The organism is Qipengyuania pelagi (assembly GCF_009827295.1).
GTDB lineage: Bacteria > Pseudomonadota > Alphaproteobacteria > Sphingomonadales > Sphingomonadaceae > Qipengyuania > Qipengyuania pelagi.
This window is the reverse complement of the sequence record NZ_WTYD01000002.1, coordinates 392,177-414,119: the sequence shown is the minus strand read 5'-3', so window position 1 is coordinate 414,119 and position 21,943 is coordinate 392,177. Positions and strand designations below refer to the sequence as shown.

Here is a 21,943-nt window from a genome sequence, read left to right as displayed (position 1 = left end):
GGCGCTTGCATTGCCTCGCCCTCGTCCCGAGATGGACGGGATGAGCGTATTGACCGAGTATTTCGACGGACCCCAGGGACGGCGCATCGCCTATCGGCACATTCCCGGAAACGGCCCGGCCCTGGTGTTTCTGCCCGGCTATATGTCCGACATGGCGGGCAGCAAGGCGACTGCGCTGATCGACTGGGCGCGCGAGACGGGGCGCGAATGCCTGCTGCTCGATTATTCCGGCTGCGGCCAGAGTGACGGCGCGTTCGCGGACGGAACCTTGTCCCGCTGGCGCGACGAGGTGGTGGCGCTGGTCGAGGATCGGATCGCGGGCGATGTGATCCTCATCGGATCGTCGATGGGCGGCTGGCTGATGCTGCTGATGGCCGAGGCGCTGGGGGATCGGATCGCAGGCCTCGTCGGGATCGCCGCCGCGCCGGATTTCACCGAATGGGGATTGGACGCCGACCAGAAGGCACAACTCGAGCGCGGCGAGACCGTGTTCGAGGACAATCCCTACGGCCCCGACCCGACGCCGACCCATCCCGGCTTCTATCGCGACGCGCAGGCCTTGTGCCGCCTCGATGGTGCCATCGCGCTCGATAGCCCCGCGCGCCTGATCCACGGCCAGCGCGATGCCGACGTGCCGTGGGAGATCGCCCTGCGCCTCGCCGACAGATTGCGTTCGGACGACATACAGGTGACGCTGGTTAAGGATGGCGACCACCGCCTCTCGCGCCCGCAGGATATCGCCCTGCTGCTGCGCGTCATCGGCGATCTCGCCGCGCCTTCCCCTTCCTGACGATCGGACCCGCCCCGATGATCACATCCATCCTCTCGCTCATGCTGGCCCAGGTCGGACCCAATCCGAACGTCTCGGAGCCGATCACCCCGCCCGAAGTCGCCGAACAACGCCGCCAGACCGCCGAGCGCGAGCGACAGGCGACGGCAAGCGTCGCAGCGCAGAACGCCGCCGCGCCCTCGCGCCTTTCGGAATGCCTCGCCAGCGCGGCGCAGGACGCGGAAACGGGCGAGGCGTTCGCCCGTGCGTGGCTGGAAACCGCCACGCCCGAAGACCGCGCGCTCGCCCTGCATTGCCTCGGTCTGTCGCTTGTCAGGCAGGACCGTTTCGCCGATGCGCGCGAGGCCTTCGATAATGCACGCGAGGCGGCACCCGCTACCAATCCCGCCTATCGCGCCCGACTGTCGGGCATGAGCGGCCATGCCGCGCTGGCACAGGGCCAGGCCGATCTGGCCGTACCCGCCTTCGAACGCGCAATCATGGATGCGGACAGCGCCGCCGATCCCGCGCTGACCGCCGGACTCAACACCGATCTCGCCCGCGCTTTGGTCGCCGCGGGCCGGGCGCCGGATGCCGTTGCCGCGCTCGCCGCGGCGCGCGACGCCGATCCCTCGAACGCGCAAGCCTGGCTGTTGTCGGCCACTCTGGCGCGGCGGCTGGAACGCTTGGGCGAGGCGCAACGCCATATCGAATACGCCGCCACGCTCGCCCCGCGCGATCCCGCGATCGGGCTGGAAGCCGGCGTCATCGCCGCCATGGCAGGCCGCGAAGACCAGGCGCGCGCCAGCTTCGCCTCCGTGATCGAAGTGGCGCCCGACAGCGTCGAGGCTGGGCGCGCCCGCACCTATCTGACCCGGCTCGACGGGGGCGCGCAGCAGGAGGGGCCGAGCGGGCGATGACCGATTATTCCGTTCTCGATCTTGTCCCCGTGCGCGAAGGCGGCACGGTTTCGGACGCTCTCGCCGCCGCTACCAAGCTGGCGGTCGCCGCCGAACAGGCGGGGTGCAAGCGGTTCTGGGTGGCCGAGCACCACGCGATGGACGGGATCGCGGGCGGTGCAACCTCGGTCGTGCTCGCGCATATCGCGAATGCCACCAGCACGATCCGCATCGGATCGGGCGGGATCATGCTGCCCAACCACACGCCCTTCCAGATCGCCGAACAGTTCGGCACGCTCGCCGCGCTGTTTCCCGGCCGGGTCGATCTCGGCCTCGGCAGGGCGCCGGGCGCAGGGCCGGAATTGCAGCGTGCCCTGCGCAAGGATCTGCACCGCGCCGCCGAGATGTTCCCGCATGACGTGGTCGAACTGCGCGCCTTCCTGAGTGCCGAGGACGAGACCGCGATCCGCGCCACGCCCGGCCATGGTTCCGATGTCGAGATGTGGATGCTGGGATCGAGCCTGTTCGGCGCGCAGCTCGCCGCGCGGCTCGGCCTGCCTTACGCCTTTGCCAGCCATTTCGCGCCCGACCATCTCGACGGCGCGCTGGAAATATACCGGCGCACCTTTGAACCCAGCGAGGCGCTCGACAAACCGCACGTCATGGTGGCGATGAACCTGTTCTGCGCCGATAGCACGGCGGAAGCCGAAATGCTCGCCAGTTCGCAGCTGCAATCCTTCGTCCGCCTGCGCACGGGCAAGCCCGGCAAGCTGCCCCCGCCTTTGCCCGACTATCGCGCCTCGCTCGACCCGCGCGCCCGCGCCATCGTCGACCATGTCGGCCAGGCGAGCGCGATCGGCACGCCGGACGAGGTTGCGAGCCAGGTCAACGCCTTCATCGCGCGCACCGGCGCCGACGAGGTCGTCTTCGGCGGGGCGACCTTTGACCCCGAGGCGCGCACCCACTCACTCGCGCTCGCAATGGGCGCGCTGACCGCCTGACTCTCTATGTCGGACACGCTTGCGGCGCGGTTCGGAGAGGCCTAGGGGCCGCTACGTAAACCCGCGCTGGAGAGAGCGCGTCAGGAGAGATCGGGCAGCCGTTTTCGGCCCGCCCGCCGAGAGGTTCTATGGGTTCCAAGCAAGCCGCCCCGCAACAAACCGACGGGCAGGCGCCCGCCATCGATTCCAAGCTGGTCGATAGACTGGCAGGCCGGATGCGCGATTCGCTGCTTCCGGGCGATGACCCCATGGACAAGGACCGCCTGCACGAGGCCGCGCGATTCGTTCTCGAAGCAGGGGCCGCGCGCGAAATGAACCGCTCCGCGATCGCGCTCGAATCCCTGAGCGAGGAGCGGCGCTTCATGCGCATCGCCATCGTCAATGACGACATGCCCTTCCTCGTCGATTCCACCGCCGCCGCCATCGCCGCCGCCGGGCTTTCGATCGACCGGCTGGTCCACCCCGTCGTGCCCGTGGAGCGCGCGCAGGATCGCCGCCTCGAAACCATTCTCGATAGCGATCCCGACGACGCCTTCTACGAATCGATGATCTATATCGAGACCTCGCGCGTCGATGCCCGCCAGCGCCGCGAATTGCTCGCGAGCCTCAAGGAAACGCTGGGCGACGTGCGCGCCGCGGTGCAGGACTGGCCGAAATTGCAGGCCGCCATGCGCGCCGATGCGGATGCGATCGAGAGCGAGGGCCCGGAAGGCGAACAGGGCGCGGAGGTGCTGCGCTGGCTCAACGAAGGGATGCTCACCCAGCTCGGCCACATGGTTCGCACCCGCGGCGGCGACGTCGAGGACGCGCTCGGCATCTGCCGCAAGAGCGCGCGCGAGCTGCTGGCGGAAAATTCCTACGAACGCGCCTTCGCCTGGTTCGAGGACAAGCAGAACACCCGCGTCCCGCTGATCATCAAGGCGAACCGCGTCGCCAACGTCCATCGCCGCGTGCCGCTCGACCTGTTCATCGTCCCGCGCTGGGAAGCGGGCAAGGCGGGCAAAAAGGTCGCCGCGCTCTCGATCCATGCGGGGGTCTGGACCAGCGCAGCCTTGGCCGCACCGCCGCGCTCGGTGCCGCGCCTCAAGGACCTGCTCGCCTCGATCGCGGAACGGCTCGATTTCGATTACGGGGGCCATGCCGGCAAGGCGCTGGTCCATGCCCTCACCGCGCTGCCACACGACCTCCTCGTCGGGTTCGCCGAAAAGGATGTGGAGCGCATCGCCACCAATATGATGGCGCTGGTCGATCGCCCGCGCCCCCGCCTCGCTCTGGTCGAAGCGCCTTTGTCGCGCCATCTCTTCGCCTTCGTCTGGTTGCCACGCGACATGCTGGCGACGCAGGTTCGCCTCGAAATCCAGGCCTTGCTGGAAACCGGCGCCGAGGCCCGGATGCTCGACTGGAGCCTTGAGGTCGAGGGCGGCAACCTCGCCATGCTGCGCTTCGTGCTCGACATTCGCGATGGCGCGGCGAATTTCGACGCCAAGGCGCTCGACGATCAGTTGCAGACGATGCTGCGCGGCTGGACCGAGGCGGTCGAGACCGAACTCGCCACGCACCTCGAGGGCAGTCGCGCCGCCGCGATCGCCCTGCGCTTCGCCGAAGCCTTTCCGACTCCCTATCGCGGCCGCTTCGGCGCCCAGGAAGCCGCGCTCGACATCCTGCGCCTGCGCGGGCTGGGCCATCACGCGCTCGGCGAACAGGGCGGGGACGAGCATGGCCGCCAGCGCGGCGCCCGCCTCTATCGCGATCCCAGCGGCACGGCCCACGCGCTGCGCCTCAAACTGTATCAGGCCGAAGGCAGCCTGCCCCTGTCGGACGCGGTCCCGGCGCTCGAGAATTTCGGCTTCCACGTCCAGTCCGAAATGCCGACCTCGCTCGACGAGGGAAAGCTCGGGACGATCCACGACTTCACGCTCCGCCTCAATCCGGCGGTCGAGGCGGATGCGCTGGTCGAACGTGCCGAGACGATCGAGGATGCGATCGCCGCTGTCCTAAACGGCGAGGCGGAGAACGACTGCTTCAACCGCCTGGTCGCCGAAACCGGCCTGACCGCGCGCGAGGCGAACTGGCTGCGCGCCTTCTATCGCTATCTGCGCCAGACCGGCATGGGCTTCACGATCTATACGGTGGTCGATGCGCTGAGCGGCGCCTCCGACGTCACCCGCGCGCTGATCGCGCTGTTCACCGCGCGCCACGATCCCGCATTCGGTGCGGGGCGCGAAGAGGCGATCGCCGCTGCCGAAGCCGCGATCAAGCGCGGGCTGGGCAAGGTGCAGGCGATCAATGACGACCGCCTTTTGCGCCTCTATCGCGCGCTGGTCGATGCGATCCTTCGCACCAACGCCTTCGCGCCTGCCGCGCAGGAGGCGCTGGCGTTCAAGATCGATTCCAAGCTCGTCCCCAACCTGCCCAAGCCGGTCCCCTGGCGCGAGATCTTCGTCTATTCGCGTCGGGTCGAGGGGATTCACCTGCGCAGCGGGGCGGTGGCGCGCGGCGGCCTGCGCTGGTCCGACCGGCGCGACGATTTCCGCACCGAGATCCTCGGCCTGATGAAGGCGCAGCGCGTGAAGAACGCGGTCATCGTGCCGACGGGGGCCAAGGGCGGCTTCTACCCCAAGCAATTGCCCGATCCTGTGATCGACCGCGATGGCTGGGCGGCGGAAGGCCAGGCCAGCTACGAAGTCTTCATCCGCACGCTGCTGTCGGTCACCGACAATATCGTCGACGAGACGGTGGTCCATCCCGAAGCGGTCGAAATCCTCGATGGCGACGATCCCTATTTCGTGGTCGCGGCGGACAAGGGCACGGCGCGCTTCTCTGACGTCGCCAACGGCATCGCGCAGAGCCGCGACTTCTGGCTCGACGATGCCTTCGCCAGCGGCGGCTCCAACGGGTACGACCACAAGGCGATGGGGATCACCGCCAAGGGCGCCTGGGTCTCGGTCCAGCGGCATTTCCGCGAAATGGGCGTCGACGTGCAGAGCGAACCGATCGAGGTGGTCGGGTGCGGCGATATGTCGGGCGACGTGTTCGGCAATGGGATGCTGCTGTCGCAGGCGATCAAGCTGGTCGCCGCCTTCGACCACCGTCACATCTTCATCGATCCCGATCCCGATCCCAAGGCCAGCTTCAAGGAGCGCCAGCGCCTCTTCGACCTGCCGCGCTCGAGCTGGGAGGATTACGACGCCAAGCTGATTTCGCGCGGCGGCGGGGTGTTCCGGCGCGATGCGAAGACCATAACCCTTTCGAAGACCGCGCAGAAGACGCTGGGCCTCAAAGAAGCGACGCACGAGCCCGACGCGGTCATCTCCGCGATCCTCAAGGCGCAGGTCGATCTCATCTGGTTCGGCGGCATCGGGACCTACATCAAGGCCGAACGCGAGAACAACGTACAGGTCGGCGATCCCGCCAACGATGCGGTGCGCGTGGATGCGGGCGAGGTGCGCGCGAAGGTCATCGGCGAAGGCGCCAATCTGGGCGTGACGCAGGCGGGGCGGATCGAATTCGCGCTCACCGGAAATGAAGGGGCTGGCGGACGCATCAACACCGACTTCATCGACAATTCGGCGGGCGTCGATTGTTCGGACAACGAGGTCAATATCAAGATCGCGCTGGCCGCGGCGCGGCGGGCGGGCAAATTGTCCGAAGCGAAGCGCAACGCCCTGCTCGAACAGATGACCGACGAGGTCGCCGAGCTGGTTCTCGAGGACAACCGGATGCAGGCGCTCGCTTTGTCGATCGCCGAAACCGGTGGTTCGCGCGCCGCCGAAGCGCAATTGCGCCTGATCGAGAAGCTGGAAGAGGGCGGCAATCTCGACCGGCGCACCGAAGGCCTTGCCGACGACGAGACGCTTGGCCGCCGCGCGAGCGAGGGGCTGGGCCTGACGCGGCCCGAATTGGCCGTCCTCCTCTCCTCGACCAAGCTCGTCTTGCAGGACGCGATCGAGAAGAGCCCGCTTTCGCACGACGAGGCGCTCGAGCCGATGCTGCTCGCCGCCTTTCCCGAGCCGATGCAGAAAAAGTATCGCGAGGAAATCCTCGGCCACCGGCTGCGGCGCGAACTGGTGGCGACGAAGCTTGCCAACCGGATCGTGAACCGCATGGGGATGGTCCATCCCTTCGAACTCGCCGAAGAGGAAGGCGCCACGCTCGACCAGGTGGCGGCGGCCTTCGTCGTCGCGACCCGATTGTTCGACATGGAGGCGCTCTGGTCTGAAATCGACGCGGCCGAGATGCCCGAAAGCGCGCGGCTGCGGCTGTTCGACCAAGCGGCGCGCGGCCTGCGCATCCAGATGGCCGACCTGATCGGCGCGGGCGTGGGCAGCGGCGATTTCGGCGCGGTCCTCGACGAACTCAGCCCAGGCGTCCACCGCCTGAGCGAGGAGACCGAGAACCTCCTCGCCGAGGAAACCCGCCAGCAATCCGACAAGCTGATCGACGACATGGCCGCGATCGGCGCGCCCGCCCCGCTGGCGGCCCGCGTCGCGCATCTGTTCGAAATGGACGGCGCGGTCGGCCTCGCCAAGCTCGCCCGCGATCAGGAGATCGAGACCTGTTCGCTGACGCGCGCCTTCACCGAACTGGGCGCGGCGCTCGGCCTCGACTGGGCGCAGGCGACGGCGGCGATGATGAACCCGTCGGATGTGTGGGAACGGCTGCTGGTCGCGGGTCTCGCCCGCGATTTCCAGCAGATGCGGATCGACTTCCTCCGCCGCCTCTCGCGCAGGAAAGGCGCCAAGGACGATATGCCGGCGATGATCGAGAAATGGACGGGCGAGAATCAGGTCGCGGTGCGGCAGTTCCGCACCATGGTGAACCGCGCCCACGCCCAGACTCCGGTCGCGCCCGCCGCCCTCGCCCAGATCGCCAGCATGGCCCGCAACCTTCTGGGACGATAGGCACGGCTTGACCGCGCGCGTGCAAACGGCAATCCCCGCCCGCATGGAGAGAGCCGATATCGTCATCGTGGGTTCGGGGCATGGCGGGGCGCAGGCCGCCATCGCGCTGCGCCAGCAGGGGCACGAGGACACGATCCTCATGCTCAGCCGCGATCGCACCCCGCCTTACGAGCGCCCGCCGCTTTCGAAGGAATATCTCGCGGGCGACAAGCCGCTGGACCGCATCCTGATCCGCCCGCCCTCCTTCTGGGAGGACAAGGGCGTCGCGGTCGAGCTGGGCGTCAACGTGTCCGAAGTCGATGCGATGGCGCGCGAGGTGGTCCTAGGAGACGGACGCCGGATCGGATACCGCAAGCTGATCTGGGCGGGCGGGGGCGATCCGCGCCGCCTGTCCTGCCCCGGATCGGACCTCGCGGGCATCCATTCGGTGCGCCACCGCATGGACGTCGATGCCATTCGCGCCGATCTCGAAATCGGCGCGCGCCGCGCCGTGGTGATCGGTGGGGGTTATATCGGCCTCGAAGCAGCGGCGGTTCTGCGCAAGCTCGATTGCGAGGTCACGATTCTCGAGGCGCAGCGCCGCGTCCTGAATCGCGTCGCGGGCGAGGAGTTGAGCGCCTTTTACGCAGCGGAACACCGAAGCCAGGGCGTCGATCTGCGGCTGGAAACCGCGGTCGAACGGATCGAGGGCAAGGACGGGCGAGTCGCGGCCGTCATCACCGACAAGGGCGAGGCGATCGCCTGCGATATCGTGGTGGTCGGGATCGGCATCGTCCCCTCGGTCGGCCCGCTGATCGGCGCGGGCGCGGCGGGATCGAACGGCGTCGATGTCGACGCATATTGCCGCACCAGCGTGGACGATATCTATGCCATCGGCGACTGCGCGGCCCATGCAAACCCGTTCGCCGACAATGCCGTGATCCGCCTGGAATCGGTGCAGAACGCCCACGACATGGCGACCTGCGCCGCGAAGGCGATCATGGGCGACAAGCAGCCTTATGAAGCGGTGCCATGGTTCTGGTCGAACCAGTACGATCTCAAATTGCAGACCGTCGGCCTTTCGCTCGACCATGACGAGGCGGTGCTGCGCGGCGATCCCGAAGCGCGCAGCTTCTCGGTCGTCTATCTGAAGGAAGGCCGGGTGATCGCGCTCGACTGCGTCAATCGGGTCAAGGATTACGTGCAGGGCAGGAAACTGATCGAAGCGCGGGCCGAGATCGAACCGGAGCTGCTGGCGGACGATACGGTCCCGCTCAAGGAACTGCTCTGAGCCGCGCGGCGGCCCAGTCCGCCGCGTCGCGCACCACCGGATCGGGATCGCCGCGTAAGCGCTCGACCTGCCCCAGCAAGTCCGCATTGGCGCTGTTTCCCGCCGCATAGAGGCAATTGCGCACGAACCGGTCGCGCCCGATCCGCTTGATGGGGGAACCGGAGAAGAATTGCCGGAAGCCCGCATCGTCGAATTGGAGGAACTGGGCGAGGCGCGGGGCCACCAGCTCCTCGCGCGGGGCGAGTTTGAGAGGGCGGTGCGCAGTCTCGGCGAACTTGTTCCAGGGACAGACCGCCAGGCAATCGTCGCAGCCATAGATCCGGTTGCCGAGCGCCGCGCGGAATTCTTCGGCCACCGGGCCCTTGTGCTCGATGGTCAGATAGGAAATGCAACGCCGCGCATCGAGGCGGTAGGGCGCGGGAAAGGCGTCGGTCGGGCAGGCATCCTGACATTTTCGGCACGATCCGCAAAGGTCGCGCCCCGATGGATCGGGCGCGAGATCGAGCGTCGTGTAGATCGCGCCCAGAAACAGCCAGCTGCCGTGATCGCGGCTGACCAGATTGGTGTGCTTGCCCTGCCAGCCGATCCCCGCCGCCTGCCCCAGCGGTTTCTCCATCACCGGCGCGGTGTCGACGAAGACCTTCAATTCGCTCTCCGGCTCGCGCGCGATCATCCAGCGGGCGAGCGCCTTCAGCGCCTTCTTAACGACGTCGTGATAGTCGCGCCCCCGCGCATAGACGGAGATGCGCGCGGCTTCGGCATCGCCCTCCAGAGCCAGCGGATCGCCATCGGGCGCATAGCTCATGCCGAGGGCGATCACGCTGCGCGCGTCGGGCCAGAGGCCTTGCGGGGAGGCGCGCTGGTGCTTCCGCGCCTCCATCCATTCCATCGAGCCATGGCGCCCGTCGCCCAGCCACTCCTCCAGCCGCTCTCCATTCAAAGGATCGGTCGCCGCGCTCGCGAAGCCGCAGGCGGCAAAGCCCAGCGCGCTTGCTTCGGCGCGCAGATCCTCCTGAAAAGACGCGGCGTTAACCAATCTGCTGTTGCTCCGGTTCACGCGTGCCGGTTACCTGCACCCGGATGGCAACCCAAGCGCAAACTCCCAGGCACGAGACTTTGGCGATCGAAGCAAGCGGCCTCGTCAAGCGCTTCGATGATACGCTGGCGGTGGATGGGATCGACCTCTCTGTGCCCGAGGGCGCCATCTACGGCATTCTCGGCCCGAACGGTGCGGGCAAGACGACGACCCTGCGAATGTTGCTCGGCATCATCGAGCCGGACGAAGGCATCAGGCGCATCTTCGGCCATGACCGCCCGCACGATATCGCGCGCCTGATCGGCTATCTTCCCGAAGAGCGCGGCCTCTATCCGGCGATGAAATGCGACGAGGCGATCGCCTTCATGGGCGCCTTGCGCGGCCTGCCGCTGGACGAAGGGCGCAGGCGCGGACGCGACCTGATGGAGGCGCACGGGCTCGGCCACGCGGTCGAGCGCCAGATCCGGCAATTGTCGAAGGGCATGGCGCAGACCGTCCAGCTGCTCGGCACGCTGGTCCACCGCCCCCGCCTCGTGGTGCTCGACGAGCCGTTCAGCGGCTTGGACGCGATCAATCAGGGCAAGCTCGAAACGATGATCCGCGCCCTCGCCTCTGACGGTGTCACCGTGATCTTCTCGACTCATGTGATCCACCATGCCGAGCGATTGTGCGACGATGTCGCGATCATCGCGGGGGGCAAAGTGCCCTATGCGGGCTCGGTCGACGCCGCGCGCGATCGGATTCCGGCGCAGGTGCGGCTGGAAACGCGCCGTGCGGAGGGGGAATGGCGCACCGCGCTGCCCGCTGACGCGCGGCACGATCCCAAGAAGGACGGGCCCAGGAAAGATGGCAGCCATTTCTGGTATTTCCCTCTGCCTGCGGGCGGGATCGAGGCGCTGCTGAAACGCCTCATCGAAGGCGAGGCAGGGGTGCTGTCGCTTTCCATCGAACGCGCGGGGCTGCATGACGCCTTCGTCGAAATCGCAGGCGCCGCGGCGGCGAAGGCGATGAAGGACGAGGTGCAGCCATGACCGCCTCGCGCCTCTCGCTCTGGCAGGCCGCCTGGGTGATCGCCCGGCGCGACATGCGCGCGATCCTGTTCAGCAAGGCCTTCCTGCTGTTCCTGCTCGGGCCGGTCTTCTTCGGAGGAATCAGCCTCGGCGCGGGAATGCTCGGCGCGAAGGCGGCGGGCAGCGCCGAACCGCCCCGGCTGGCCGTGATCCTGTCACCGCAGGAAACCACCGATCTGCGCCGCGCCTATGCCGAGCTGTCCCCGCTGGTCGACCTGCCCATCGTCGAAGCGGTCCGGGCAGAAGATGCGCCCGATCCGCGCGCGTTGCTGACCGATAAGACACGCAATTTCGGTGCGGTTCTGACCGGATCGCTCGCCGCCCCGCGCCTCACCGGGACAGCGGACCAGATCGAACGCTGGCGCGGTCGCGTCGCCCTGTTGGCGGCGCGCGCGCAAGGCGACAGCGCGACCTATCCCGAAATCGCACTCGATCCCACCAGCACCAGCGTCGCCAGCGCGCGCACCGCGCAGACCGGGACCGCCACCGCCGGGATCACCCTGCTGTTCTTGCTGACCATGCTGCTGGCCGGGATGGTGCTGTCCAACCTCGTCGAGGAGAAGGCCAACAAGATCATCGAGATCCTTGCCGCCGCGATTCCCATGGATGCGGTGTTCGTGGGCAAATTGTTCGCCATGCTCGGCGTCAGCTTCGTGGGGCTGGCGGTGTGGGGCGCGATTGCTGGGGTCGCGATCCTGCTCGGCGGGGCGGCGATCCCTGCGCTGGTGGCACCCGCAGTCGGCTGGCCGCTCTTCGTCGCGCTGTTCGTGGTCTATTTCGCGCTCGCCTATCTGTTGATCGGGTCGATCTTCCTGACCGTTGGCTCGATGGCGGCGACAGTGCGCGACGTGCAGACCCTGTCCATGCCCGCCACCATCGCGCAGCTCGCCGTGTTCTTCCTCGCCACGTTCGCGATGACCGATATCGGATCGCCGATGGAGCTGTTCGCCTGTATCTTCCCGCTCTCCTCGCCTTACGCGATGGTAGGCCGCGCGGCGCAATCGGCGGCCTTGTGGCCGCATCTGCTGGCGCTCGTATGGCAGGTCATGTGGGTCGCGATTTTCGTGCGGATCGGCGCGCGCCTGTTCCGGCGCAAAGTGATGAAATCGGGGCCCGCTGGGCGCAAGCCAAAAAGGAAGCGCGCGCCTGCCGCCTGACCGCTTTGTGACCGGGTTGGGTTTTCAATCGCAACCCTGTTGACACCGATGTCAGTTGCGGCAGGATGCGTTCCTCAGATGCGCGACCGCTCGGGAGTCGCCGCCGACGGAGAGAGACCATGGCCACCGCCCCCATTCAGCGGCCGCAAGTCCGCCGCGAACCGAGCGCCTACGAAGCGCTCAAATCGCATTTCGACCAGCATCCCGAGCATCGCCCGCATCATCCGCACAAATGGGATGTCAGCCGCAGCGACATCTACGCCGAAAACACCTGGCATCCGATCTTCCGCGAAATGCGCGAGGCGGGGCCGCTGCACTACATCCCCGAAAGCCCCTTCGGCCCCTATTGGGCAGTCGTCGGCCACAAGGCGATCCAGCATATCGAGGCGCTGCCCGAGACGTTCTCGTCGAGCTGGGAATATGGCGGGATCACCATCCTCAACCGCCTGAGCGAGGAGGAACTGGCCGAGAGCGGCGTCGATCGGCGCGAGCTGCCGATGTTCATCGCGATGGATCGCCCCGAACACACCGGCCAGCGCCGCACCGTGGCGCCGAAATTCACCCCCAGCGCGATGACCGCGATGGAGGACGAGATCCGCCAGCGCACCGGCGAGGTGCTCGACCGCCTGCCCCACGGCGAAACCTTCGATTGGGTCGAAGAGGTCTCGATCGAGCTGACGACGGGAATGCTCGCCATCCTGTTCGGCTTTCCCTGGGAGGATCGCCGCCTGCTGACCTTCTGGTCCGACTGGTCGGGCGATACCGAGCTCGCCTCGGTGCGCGACCTCGACATGATGCGCTGGGAAATCCTCCACGAAATGGGCGCCTATTTCCAGTCGCTCTGGGCCGAGCGGATGCAGGACCAGGAGCCGGGCGACGATCTCATCTCGATGATGATCCATTCCGAGGCGATGAGCCAGATGCGGCCCGAGGAATTTATGGGCAATCTGGTGCTGCTGATCGTGGGCGGGAACGACACCACCCGCAATTCGATGAGCGGCTTCGTCTACCAGCTCGACAAGAACCCCGACCAGCGCCGGAAATTCGAGGAAGACCCCTCGGTCATCCCCAATGCGGTGCAGGAAATGCTCCGCCTGCAGACGCCGCTCGCGCATATGCGCCGCACCTGCACCGAGGATACCGAGGTGTTCGGCCAGACCATCAGGAAGGGCGACAAGGTGGTCCTGTGGTATCTCAGCGCCAATCGCGACGAGGAGGTGTTCGACGATCCCGATGCGCTCGACCTCACCCGCGACAATGCGCGGCGGCATATCGCCTTCGGATACGGCATCCATCGCTGCGTCGGCGCGCGGCTGGCGGAATTGCAGTTGAAGATCCTGCTCGAGGAAATGCACAAGCGTCGCCTGCGCGTCGACGTGGTGGGCGATGTCGAGCGGGTGCGGGCGAATTTCGTCCATGGCTTCCGCAAGCTGGAAGTCCAGGTCTCGACATTCTGATCACCGCGGGCGTTTCGGCGATCAAGCCCCGGTTCAGGCCCGTTCGCCTAAGGTAACTTCCATGACCAAAACCTTCACCACGCATCGCCGCGGCCTGTTCGGCCTTTTCGGAACCGGCGCGGCCACCGCCGTCCTCGCCGCCTGCGGCAGCGGGGCGCAGGCCAAGAGCTTCCCCGTCGCGCGCAGCGAAGCGGAATGGAAGAAGCGCCTGACCAAGGCCGAGTTCTACGTCCTGCGCCAAGAAGGGACCGAGCGCCCCTATTCCAGCCCGCTCAACGAGGAAAAGCGCAAGGGTGTGTTCGCCTGCGCGGGGTGCGGCAACGCGGTCTATTCCTCGCGCACGAAATTCGACAGCGGAACGGGCTGGCCGAGCTTCTGGGACGCGCTGCCCGGCGGGGTCGGCACCAGCCGCGATTTCAAGCTCGGCTATCCGCGCACCGAAGTCCATTGCGCCGATTGCGGCGGGCATCTGGGTCACATTTTCGATGACGGCCCGAAGCCGACCGGCAAGCGCCACTGCATCAACGGCGTGGCGATGGACTTTCGGCCTGCTTGATCTGGCCGCCCGAACTGAGGGACCTGATTTTATTCGGACAACAGGACCGGGCTCTGGATCGAAGCGGCCATGCGCGCGAAATCGGCCAGTGAGAAGGTCGTGTCGAAGGCGAGGCCGTATTCGGGCGCCCGGCGCCAGCGCACCTTGGCCCGAATCTCGGGAAGCTCGCTTCCGGTCAGCTTGACGGTCTGGGCGATGGCGAGCGGCATGTCGCAATCGAGGCACGCGCCCTGTTGCGAGAGGTTGCGCGTGATCGCCTGGCCGCGCCCGGTCAGGCAAGCGACTTCGACCGGAATTTCGATATTCAGGCGCAATTGGCGTTTGGGGTAATTGGTCGTTTCGCGGATCAGGGTTTCGACCGGAACCGGATTCAGGAAGGTGAAGCTGCCTTCGCGCCCCTCCGAGCGGACCTTCTGCAATTCGAACCCTTCCCCATTGGGGAGTTCAAGCGCCATCCGGTCGCCGCTCGGCAGGCGGTGGAAGGTGCGCAACGAGATCCCGGTGGCGGACACGTCGCGAATCACGCACACGAATTCGCCCGAGCCGCAAATGAGCTTCGCCGAGCGAATCAGCGAGGTATAGCGCGTCGCGCCCCGCTGATCGCGCGTCTGCGGGTGGTCTCCCGCCGCTTCGAAATCCGTTTCGGGATAGCCCATCGTCCCGCAAGCCCCTGTTTTCGCGCAAATCACCAGCCTGCAAGATGCGGCCGATCAGACGACCATCACCTAACCAAGCTAGGTTAAGATGGAGTAAGCGCGGGGGGATATGCGCAATTTACGCTATCGCAGGGCCCATAGCATCATGGTGCGGGTGGCGGGACTCGAACCCGCACGTCCAAAGGACAAGGGATTTTAAGTCCCTGGCGTCTACCATTCCGCCACACCCGCCGGCGCGTCTCGCCTAGCGCGGGCGGGCGCGCTCTGCAATCAGGCTGGCCGCAGGTTCGGGAAAGGTGGCGCGCCTATTCGTCGTCGTTGAGGACGCGGCGCATTTCCTTGCCGGGGCGGAAATAGGGCACGCGCTTCGCCGCGACCTGGACCTGCTCGCCGGTGCGGGGATTGCGTCCCGATCGTGCTGCGCGCTCACGCGTGGAAAAGGCGCCGAACCCACGCAATTCGACGCGCCCGCCTTCGGCCAGGCGCTGGCCGATTTCGTCGAAGAATATATCGACCACCTGCTCGACCTCTTCGGCCTTGAGGCCGGGATTGTCCTTGGCAAGTGCATTCAACAATTCGGATCGTATCATCTATCGCTCCCAGCGGACCAGACCGGCTCCGCCCACGTCATCCAAGCTTGCGACCCGTCAACCACCAGCGCGGGTGCCTTGCAAGCGCATCCCTTGGCGGTTTCCCGCGCTGATACGCTTTGCGGGTGAACTTGGCAAACCGGATGGTGCCACTGCACCACACGTCTTTTCCCGGCCCTGCTCACGCACCCTTTTTACGCAGGGGAGAGCAGATCCGCCATATCGAGCCCCAGGCGATCGATCCGGTCGCGGATCGCGGGCCATTCCTCTTCGATGAAATGGCGCCGCTCGGCCACTCTCAGCCGCTCGGTCGCGCCTTCGACCACATACATGCCCACGCCGCGCTGCACTTCGACGAGGCCATCCTGCTGGAATTGCTGATAGGCTTTCGCGACCGTCAGGGGATTGGCCCCCTGTTCGGCAGCCAGCGCGCGCACCGATGGGAGCATCGCGCCTTCGCGGTAGCGCCCATCGAGGATCGCGGCGGCGATCAGGTCTCGAAGCTTGAGGTAGACGGGCTTGGACTGGGTGTTCATCGAAGATTTCCAATGGCGATCGCGCGAACTGCATCAGTGCCATAATACAGCGTCGCGCGCAAGGTTCCCGTATTTTATGTATTTTACGGCAAATTGCGAGCGCAGGCACCTTCCCGGTCTGGCTCGCTGCGCAGGAAATCTGTTGCCACTGTAACTAAGGCTTCACATGCGCGCCGAACCCGTTAGGTTGCGCAGCTCTTCGGGGAGGAGCCACCGCGCAACGACGCGACGCGCTCCGGTAGATTAGGGATACGGGATACTCATGGTCGAAGGGCTATTCTTCACATTCGGTTCCACATTCGAAATGTGGGCTTTCAGGATCGCGGTCATCGCGCTGGCATCCTTCCTGATCGGCGGCGTGGTTCTCGTCACCCGGCCCCAGGAAGAGGTGATCGGCCATCCCAAGGGCCTGTTCCTGCTGTTCATGGCCGAAATGTGGGAGCGCTTCTCGTATTACGGGATGCGCGCGCTGCTGATCTTCTATCTCGTCCAGCACTGGCTCTTCACCGACAGCGAAGCCTCGATCATCTACGGCGCCTACACCGCGCTGGTCTATATCACGCCCGTGGTCGGCGGCTATCTGGCCGATCGCTATATCGGTCAGCGCAAGGCGGTGCTGTTCGGCGCCGTCCTGCTGACGCTGGGCCACTTCTTCATGGCCTTCGAAGGCGATGGCGGGCAGGCCGATCCGGTCATCAACGTCTTCTGGATGGCTCTGGCGCTGATCATCGTGGGATCGGGCTTCCTCAAGGCCAATATCTCCGTCATCGTCGGCCAGCTCTACACCCGCACCGACGTGCGCCGCGACCCGGCCTATACGATCTTCTACATGGGGATTAACGTCGGCGCGGCGACCGCGTCGATCATCTGCGGCTATCTCGGCCAGACCTATGGCTGGCAGTACGGTTTCGGCCTCGCCGGCTTCGGGATGCTGATCGGCCTCATTTTCTTCGTGCTCGGCAAGCCGCTGCTCATGGGCAAGGGCGAACCCAAGGATCCGGCCAAGATCAAGGGCGGCAAGGAATTTGCGATCTATGGCGCGGGTATCGCCATGGTGCTGCTGTGCTGGGCCGCGATCCAGTATCAGGAAATGGTCGGCTACGTCCTCGGCACGTTCGGCGGCGGCCTGGTGCTGTACGTGCTGTTTACGGCCGTCACCAAGCTGCATCCCGAAGAACGCGACCGCATCTTCGCGGCCATGTTCCTCATCCTGACCTCGATCGTGTTCTGGGCGCTGTTCGAACAGGCCGGGTCGAGCCTCAACCTGTTCACCGATCGTCACGTCGATACGCAGGGCGTCAACGCCTCCATGTTCCAGTCGGTCAACGCGATCTACATCGTGCTGCTGGCCCCGGTCTTCGCGTTCGTCTGGCAAACCCTCGCCCGCAAGGGGAAGGAGCCGTCGACACCGCTCAAGTTCGGCCTTGCCATCATCCAGGTCGGCCTCGGCTTCTTGGTGCTCGTCTGGGGTGCCGAAAGCGTGGGCGTGAACGTGCCGACGCCCGTCGTCTTCATCTTCCTGATCTACCTGCTGCACACTACCGGCGAGCTGTGCCTGTCGCCTGTCGGTCTCTCGGCCATGAACCGGTTGGCCCCGTCGCACATGGCCTCGCTGATCATGGGCACCTGGTTCTTCGCTTCCGCGACGGGTAACTTCGCCGCGGGCCTGATCGCTTCGGCGACCGGTGCGGAAGGCGTTGGCGAGGAAGCGGGCAAGCAGGTCGTCCTCGGCGTCTATTCGACTGTCGGCTGGTATGCGGTCGGTATCGGCGTGGCCGTCATGGTGCTCAGCCCGCTGATCAAGAAGCTGATGCATCTCGACACGATCCGCGACGACACGGTCGGCGACGACCTGGAAGGTCAGGCGGGCGCCGGTCTCGAACCGCAGGAAGCGGGTATGCACCCGTCGACCAATCCGCAGGCGCCGGGCGTGCACGAGCAGAACCGCTGATGCATCTCGCCGCCATTCGTCGCATAACGGACGAACGGACTTGACCGATACGGGGCCGGGGCGCGATGCTCCGGCCCTGTTGTTTCAGGCCCCGAAAAAGGGGCTCAGGGGAATGGGGTTTCATGGCCAGATATCTGAAGACGCCGCTCGCCGCGTTGGGGCTGCTCGCCGCCGCCGCGCTCGCCGGGTGCAGCACGACCGGAACCGATAGCGATACCGCCTCAGCCAGCGTGTCCATGACGGCGGATGGCCGGGCACCCTACGCCTCCACCTATCGCGCCTATCCCGGCCGCCCGACCGCGCTGGTCGGCGCGACGATCTATGACGGGCGCGGACAGCGGATCGACAACGGCACCGTCCTTTTCCGCGATGGCAAGGTCGTCGCCGTGGGCGATGCCTCGCTCGCGACCACGGGATACGACCGCATCGACGGGGCGGGCAAGTTCGTCACTCCCGGCGTGATCGACATCCACTCGCATCTCGGCGACTACCCCACGCCCAGCGTCGATGCGCATTCGGACGGGAACGAAGCGACCAGCCCGATGACGCCCGAAGTCTGGGCCGAACATTCGGTCTGGCCGCAGGACCCCGGCTTCACCCGCGCGCTTGCCAATGGCGGCGTGACGTCGCTCCAGATCCTGCCCGGCTCCGCCAACCTCACCGGCGGGCGTTCGGTCACGCTCAAGAACGTATCCTCGCGCACGGTGCAGGGGATGAAGTTTCCCGGCGCGCCCTATGGGATGAAAATGGCGTGCGGCGAAAACCCCAAGCGCGTCTATGGCGGCAGGGGCCGGATGCCCTCGACCCGCATGGGCAATTTCGCGGTCAATCGCCAGATGTGGCTCGATGCGAAGGCCTATGACGGCAAGAAGCGCGATCTGGGCAAGGAGACGCTGAAGGGCGTGCTCGACGGCGACATCCTGATCCACAACCACTGCTACCGCGCCGACGAGATGGCACTCGTCATGGATATGGCCAAGGAGATGGGCTACAAGGTCACCGCCTTCCACCACGCGGTCGAAGCCTACAAGATCGGCGATCTGCTGCGCGAAAACGACGTGTGCAGCGCGATCTGGGCCGATTGGTACGGTTTCAAGATGGAAGCCTATGACGGCATCTTAGAAAACGCGGCCTTCCTGCGGCAGGCGGGGGCCTGCGTCGTCATCCATTCGGACGATGCCAACGGTATCCAGCGCCTCAACCAGGAAGCCGCCAAGGCGCAGGCCGCCGGGCGGCGCGCGGGCATCGACATTCCCGATGCGGAGGTCGTCGGCTGGTTCACCTACAACGCCGCCAAGGCGATGGGGATCGAAGAGATGACCGGTAGCCTGGAGCCGGGCAAGATGGCCGATGTCGTGCTGTGGAACGGCGATCCGCTCTCGGTCTATTCGCGGCCCGAAAAGGTCTGGGTGGATGGCGCGCTGATGTTCGACGCGATGGACAGGAAGCGCCGACCGGTGAGCGATTTCGAGCTCGGCCAGCCGGGTGAAGGAGACGTGAAATGAACAGGGTCTCGCTCCTTCTCGCCAGTGCCGCCGCTGCGCTTGCCGGGCCTCTCGCCGCGCAGGATTTCGCGATCACCAACGCCACCGTCGCGACCGGCGACGGCAGCGATCCGGTCGAGAACGCCACCGTCGTGGTGCGCGGCGGCCGGGTGGTCGCGGCGGGCACCGGCGTGGCCGTTCCTGCTGGCGTTGAGACGATCGACGGCGCGGGCAGCTGGGTCACCCCCGGCCTCGTCGCCACCGTCACCTCGCTCGGCCTGTGGGATGTCGGCGCGGTCAGCGAATCGAACGATACCAATGCGGGCAACTCGCCCTTCAGCGCCGCGCTCGATGCCGCGCCCGCGATCAACCCCAATTCGCAGCACATCCTCGTCCACCGCGCCGCGGGCGTGACCCGCGCGGCGAGCGTGACCATGCCCGCAAGCTCGATCTTCGGCGGGCAGGGATCGATCATCGATCTCGGCGCGGACATGAACCCGATCACGCGGGCCCGCGCTTTCCAGGTCGTGACTCTGGGTGAAAGCGGGGCGCGTCTTGCAGGCGGCAGCCGCGCGAGCAGCCATGCACTGTTCCGCAACGCTTTGCGCGAAGCGAACCAGTTCGGCGAAGACGGACAGATCCCCGGAATGGCCTCGCGTCCGGCGGAACAGCGCACGGGTGACGATCTGCCGATCGATCCGCGCCTCGCCGACAACCAGACCGAGCGCGGCGACGATTCGCTCCTGACCCGCTTCGATGCCGCCGCCTTGGTGCCGGTGGTGCGGGGCGAACAACAGCTCTACGTCATGGTCGAACGCGCTTCGGATATCCTCGCCACGCTGGCTTTGAAGCGCGATTTTCCGCGCCTCGACATGGTATTGGTGGGCGCAAGCGAAGGCTGGCTGGTCGCCCGCGAGATCGCGGCGGCCAATGTGCCGGTCATCGCCGACGGGCTGGACGATCTGCCGACCAATTTCGAGGAACTGGCCTCCACCCAGTCCAATATCGGCCGCATGGTCAAGGCGGGCGTGCGCGTGGCGATCAATGCCGCCGCGATGGAGAACCCGCGCAATCTCAACCAGTATGCGGGCAATCTCGTGGCCTTGTCGCGAGTGCCGGGTGCGGACGGGCTGAGCTGGGGTCAGGCTTTCGCCACCATCACATCGGTCCCCGCGCAGATCAGCGGATTGTCCGGTCGGGCCGGGATGCTGGCGCCCGGCGGCATGGGCGATGTCGTGATGTGGGACGGCGATCCGCTCGAAGTCGGCTCCATGCCCACGCGGGTCTTCATCGACGGGGTCGAACAGCCGCTCGAAAGCCACCAGAGCCGCCTCAAGGACCGCTATCGCGATCTCGACACCAGCGATCTTCCGAAGGGCTACGACTGGTGAGTGAGATGCGCTCCACGATCCTCGCTCTCACCGCCGCCTTCGTGGCGGTTGGCGGCTATGCGGCCTTCGCCCAGAGCGCGCCTGAATCCGGGCCAGACCGGTCGCAGGACATCGCCTGGATGAACGCACAGCAGGCCTATCTGTCGGGACTGAAACCGGCGGATGGCTGGCGCTTCCTCGATGGGGGCCTTCGCTGGCGCCGCATCGCGGGCGACGGCAGCGGCGCGCATCCCAGCGTCGCGGACACGGTGACCGTTCATTACGAAGGCAAATTCACCGATGGCGGCGTGTTCGACAGTTCCTACCAGCGCGGCGAGCCCGCCACCTTCCCGCTCGGCCGCCTGATCCCCGCCTGGCAGGAGACCATTCCGCTGATGGGCGTGGGCGACACGATCGAAATCGCCGTGCCCGCCGATATGGGGTACGGCCCCAAGGGGAAGGGCCCGATTCCGGGCGGCGCGACGCTGCTCTTCAAGGTCGAACTGATCGACATTCCCGGCGATTGACCGGGAGGCGGGTCGCGGAACCAATGGAGACAGGCCCATGGACCCGTTGACCTCACTCGCCGCCGCTTCGATCGCCTTCGTCGGCACGCATTTCGCGCTGTCCCATCCCTTGCGCGCCCCTATCGTCGGTGCGATCGGCGAAGGGGCGTTTCGGGGGCTCTACAGCCTCGTTGCGGCGGGCTGCATGATCTGGATGTATCTCGCCTTCAAGGCCGCGCCCGGCGCGGATCTGGGCGGCAGCGGCGAGATCGGATGGGCGATCGCCACGCTGCTCACCCTACCTGCTCTGGTGCTGTTTCTCGGCTCGCTGAAAGGCAATCCCGCCCTCCCCGCGCCCGGCGCGCTCAGGGCGGCGGCGCGCGATCCGGCGGGTGTCTTCGCGGTGACGCGCCATCCGATGATGTGGGGCTTCGCCCTGTGGGCCGTCGCGCATCTGATCTTGTGGTGGAGCTGGCGGACGGTGATCGTGGCGCTCGCCATCCTGATCCTCGCCCTTGTCGGCGCGCGTCTGCAGGACCGGAAGAAAGAGCTTTTGATGGGCACCAGCTGGACCGGATGGGAGCGCCGCACCAGCTATTGGCCGCGTTGGAACGGCCTCGTGCGCGTCAGCCCGATCCTCTGGCTCGTCGGAATCGCCGCATGGCTCGGCTTGACCTGGCTGCATATCGGCGCGGGTGGCATCCCCGCGGGGATCTGGCGCTGGATCGGGTAAG

General features: G+C 66.4%; 18 protein-coding genes and 1 tRNA gene. 14 read left to right on the top strand and 5 right to left on the bottom strand.

Annotated features, from left to right (window positions below):
- The first annotated feature begins 31 nt into the window (after positions 1-31).
- The 5 genes from GRI47_RS12825 (at position 32) to GRI47_RS12805 (ending at position 8,840) form a co-directional block, all read left to right on the top strand.
- The gene (locus tag GRI47_RS12825; RefSeq protein WP_419957003.1) at positions 32-790 is read left to right on the top strand and encodes an alpha/beta fold hydrolase; all 759 of its coding nucleotides are present in this window, start codon (positions 32-34) and stop codon (positions 788-790) included.
- Positions 791-807: 17 nt separating this feature from the next.
- Positions 808-1,689, top strand: coding sequence for a tetratricopeptide repeat protein (locus GRI47_RS12820; protein WP_160661745.1), 882 nt, complete (start codon positions 808-810; stop codon positions 1,687-1,689).
- Positions 1,686-2,669, top strand: coding sequence for an LLM class flavin-dependent oxidoreductase (locus tag GRI47_RS12815; RefSeq protein ID WP_160661744.1), 984 nt, complete (start codon positions 1,686-1,688; stop codon positions 2,667-2,669). Before GRI47_RS12820 ends, GRI47_RS12815 begins: the two co-directional genes overlap by 4 nt.
- 128 nt (positions 2,670-2,797) lie before the next feature.
- The gene (locus GRI47_RS12810; RefSeq protein ID WP_160661743.1) at positions 2,798-7,570 is read left to right on the top strand and encodes an NAD-glutamate dehydrogenase; all 4,773 of its coding nucleotides are present in this window, start codon (positions 2,798-2,800) and stop codon (positions 7,568-7,570) included.
- A gap of 43 nt (positions 7,571-7,613) precedes the next feature.
- On the top strand, positions 7,614-8,840 hold the full coding sequence (locus GRI47_RS12805) for an NAD(P)/FAD-dependent oxidoreductase (protein WP_160661742.1): 1,227 nt from the start codon (positions 7,614-7,616) through the stop codon (positions 8,838-8,840).
- Here GRI47_RS12805 and queG read toward each other — a convergent pair.
- Positions 8,824-9,876 (bottom strand): tRNA epoxyqueuosine(34) reductase QueG, encoded by a 1,053-nt coding sequence (queG, locus tag GRI47_RS12800; RefSeq protein WP_160661887.1) that lies wholly within the window; start codon positions 9,874-9,876, stop codon positions 8,824-8,826. The genes GRI47_RS12805 and queG overlap by 17 nt on opposite strands.
- A 44-nt stretch (positions 9,877-9,920) precedes the next feature.
- Between queG and GRI47_RS12795 the strand changes: the two genes are divergently transcribed.
- The 4 genes from GRI47_RS12795 to msrB all read left to right on the top strand — a co-directional run bounded on the left by GRI47_RS12795 (position 9,921) and on the right by msrB (position 14,116).
- Positions 9,921-10,907, top strand: a complete 987-nt coding sequence (locus GRI47_RS12795) for an ABC transporter ATP-binding protein (protein WP_160661741.1) — start codon at positions 9,921-9,923, stop codon at positions 10,905-10,907.
- Positions 10,904-12,103: an ABC transporter permease gene (locus GRI47_RS12790; RefSeq protein WP_160661740.1), complete on the top strand. Its 1,200-nt coding sequence runs from the start codon at positions 10,904-10,906 to the stop codon at positions 12,101-12,103. Before GRI47_RS12795 ends, GRI47_RS12790 begins: the two co-directional genes overlap by 4 nt.
- A 119-nt stretch (positions 12,104-12,222) precedes the next feature.
- Positions 12,223-13,560 carry a cytochrome P450 gene (locus GRI47_RS12785; protein ID WP_160661739.1) on the top strand — a complete coding sequence of 446 codons (1,338 nt, stop codon included), beginning with the start codon at positions 12,223-12,225 and terminating at the stop codon, positions 13,558-13,560.
- Positions 13,561-13,621: 61 nt separating this feature from the next.
- Entirely contained in the window at positions 13,622-14,116 is a 495-nt protein-coding gene (gene msrB / locus GRI47_RS12780; protein ID WP_160661738.1) for a peptide-methionine (R)-S-oxide reductase MsrB, read from the top strand.
- Between the two features lie 29 nt (positions 14,117-14,145).
- On the opposite strand, the gene GRI47_RS12775 is transcribed toward msrB, so the two are convergent.
- The 4 genes from GRI47_RS12775 to GRI47_RS12760 all read right to left on the bottom strand — a co-directional run bounded on the left by GRI47_RS12775 (position 14,146) and on the right by GRI47_RS12760 (position 15,898).
- Positions 14,146-14,772, bottom strand: coding sequence for a PilZ domain-containing protein (locus tag GRI47_RS12775; protein ID WP_160661737.1), 627 nt, complete (start codon positions 14,770-14,772; stop codon positions 14,146-14,148).
- Between the two features lie 146 nt (positions 14,773-14,918).
- A tRNA-Leu gene (locus GRI47_RS12770) sits at positions 14,919-15,003 on the bottom strand.
- Between the two features lie 74 nt (positions 15,004-15,077).
- Complete coding sequence (locus GRI47_RS12765; protein ID WP_160661736.1) at positions 15,078-15,362, bottom strand: integration host factor subunit beta; 285 nt, start codon at positions 15,360-15,362, stop codon at positions 15,078-15,080.
- Between the two features lie 194 nt (positions 15,363-15,556).
- Positions 15,557-15,898: a GntR family transcriptional regulator gene (locus GRI47_RS12760; RefSeq protein ID WP_160661735.1), complete on the bottom strand. Its 342-nt coding sequence runs from the start codon at positions 15,896-15,898 to the stop codon at positions 15,557-15,559.
- Between the two features lie 262 nt (positions 15,899-16,160).
- Here GRI47_RS12760 and GRI47_RS12755 point away from each other — a divergent pair, with 262 nt between their 5' ends.
- The 5 genes from GRI47_RS12755 to GRI47_RS12735 all read left to right on the top strand — a co-directional run bounded on the left by GRI47_RS12755 (position 16,161) and on the right by GRI47_RS12735 (position 21,942).
- Entirely contained in the window at positions 16,161-17,849 is a 1,689-nt protein-coding gene (locus GRI47_RS12755; protein ID WP_160661734.1) for a peptide MFS transporter, read from the top strand.
- Positions 17,850-18,085: 236 nt separating this feature from the next.
- Positions 18,086-19,354, top strand: coding sequence for an amidohydrolase (locus GRI47_RS12750; RefSeq protein WP_160661886.1), 1,269 nt, complete (start codon positions 18,086-18,088; stop codon positions 19,352-19,354).
- Positions 19,351-20,724: an amidohydrolase family protein gene (locus GRI47_RS12745; protein ID WP_160661733.1), complete on the top strand. Its 1,374-nt coding sequence runs from the start codon at positions 19,351-19,353 to the stop codon at positions 20,722-20,724. The genes GRI47_RS12750 and GRI47_RS12745 overlap by 4 nt, the downstream gene beginning before the upstream one ends.
- Before the next feature lie 5 nt (positions 20,725-20,729).
- The gene (locus GRI47_RS12740; RefSeq protein WP_160661885.1) at positions 20,730-21,230 is read left to right on the top strand and encodes an FKBP-type peptidyl-prolyl cis-trans isomerase; all 501 of its coding nucleotides are present in this window, start codon (positions 20,730-20,732) and stop codon (positions 21,228-21,230) included.
- A 37-nt stretch (positions 21,231-21,267) separates the two neighbouring features.
- Entirely contained in the window at positions 21,268-21,942 is a 675-nt protein-coding gene (locus tag GRI47_RS12735) for an NnrU family protein (RefSeq protein WP_160661732.1), read from the top strand.
- The last annotated feature ends 1 nt before the right edge of the window (position 21,943 follow it).